This window comes from Bradyrhizobium sp. 147, from assembly GCF_023073935.1.
Classification (GTDB): Bacteria; Pseudomonadota; Alphaproteobacteria; order Rhizobiales; family Xanthobacteraceae; genus Bradyrhizobium.
In genome coordinates, this window is sequence record NZ_JADPKL010000035.1 from 1 (window position 1) to 818 (window position 818).

The window sequence follows — 818 nt, forward strand, 5'->3', positions numbered from 1 at the left end:
GTTGTAGAAGCGTCCTCTAGCGCCACCGCGGATGCAACTTCTGGCGATGGCAATGGCCAAGTGTGTTTTGCCTGTACCGGTGCCGCCAACCAGCACGACATTGCGTTGTTGGGCGATGAAGCCGCTGCCAGCGAGATCATTGACGAGAGTCTGATTGATCGGCGTGCCGTCGAACTGGAAGTCGGCGATGTCCTTGGCAAGCGGCAGCTTGGCAATGGTGAGCTGGTATTTGATCGACCTGGCTTGCTTCTCGTTGATCTCGGCGTTGAGCAGGTCGCCAACGATGCGCTGAGGTTCGTGCTGGCGCTTGACGGCAGTTGCCATGATCTCGTCGAAGGACGCCTTCATGCCGTAGAGCTTGAGTTCGCCCATGAGGTCGAAGATTTGGGTTCGTTCCATCAGATGGTCCTCCGGAGGTTGTCGTAGCGGGCACAATCGGCGATCGGGGCATGACGGAGCGTCAGTGTGGCCGGCGTCATGATGTTGGCCGGTGGAGCGGGTTCACGTTGACGGGCCAGGATATTGAGCACGACATCGGCGGAATGGACGCTGTGACTGAGCGCTTCGGCACAGGCCGCTTCCACCGCGGGCAGACCGTCAGTCAGCACCGCGTTGAGGATATCGACCATCTGCCGATTGCCATCGTCGGTGCTGGCAAGCTTGCGCCGGATCCGCTCGATCGCGGCCGGCAGCACCCAGTCTTTGAAGGGAGCACCGTTGCGCAAGGCGCCGGGTTTGCGGGCGAGCACCGGCACATAATGCCAGGGGTCGTAGATGGTATCGCCGCGGCCAAAGGATCGCGGGTGCTCGGCAACGAT

At 61.1% G+C, this 818-nt stretch carries 1 protein-coding gene and 1 pseudogene; both read right to left on the reverse strand.

Features of this window, described 5'->3' with window-relative positions; genetic code table 11:
• Positions 1-399: ATP-binding protein (locus IVA87_RS09080; protein ID WP_247333397.1), on the reverse strand; the 399-nt coding region annotated here is incomplete at its 3' end.
• Positions 400-407: 8 nt separating this feature from the next.
• Positions 408-818: pseudogene (locus tag IVA87_RS09085) on the reverse strand (IS21 family transposase); the annotation flags it as partial.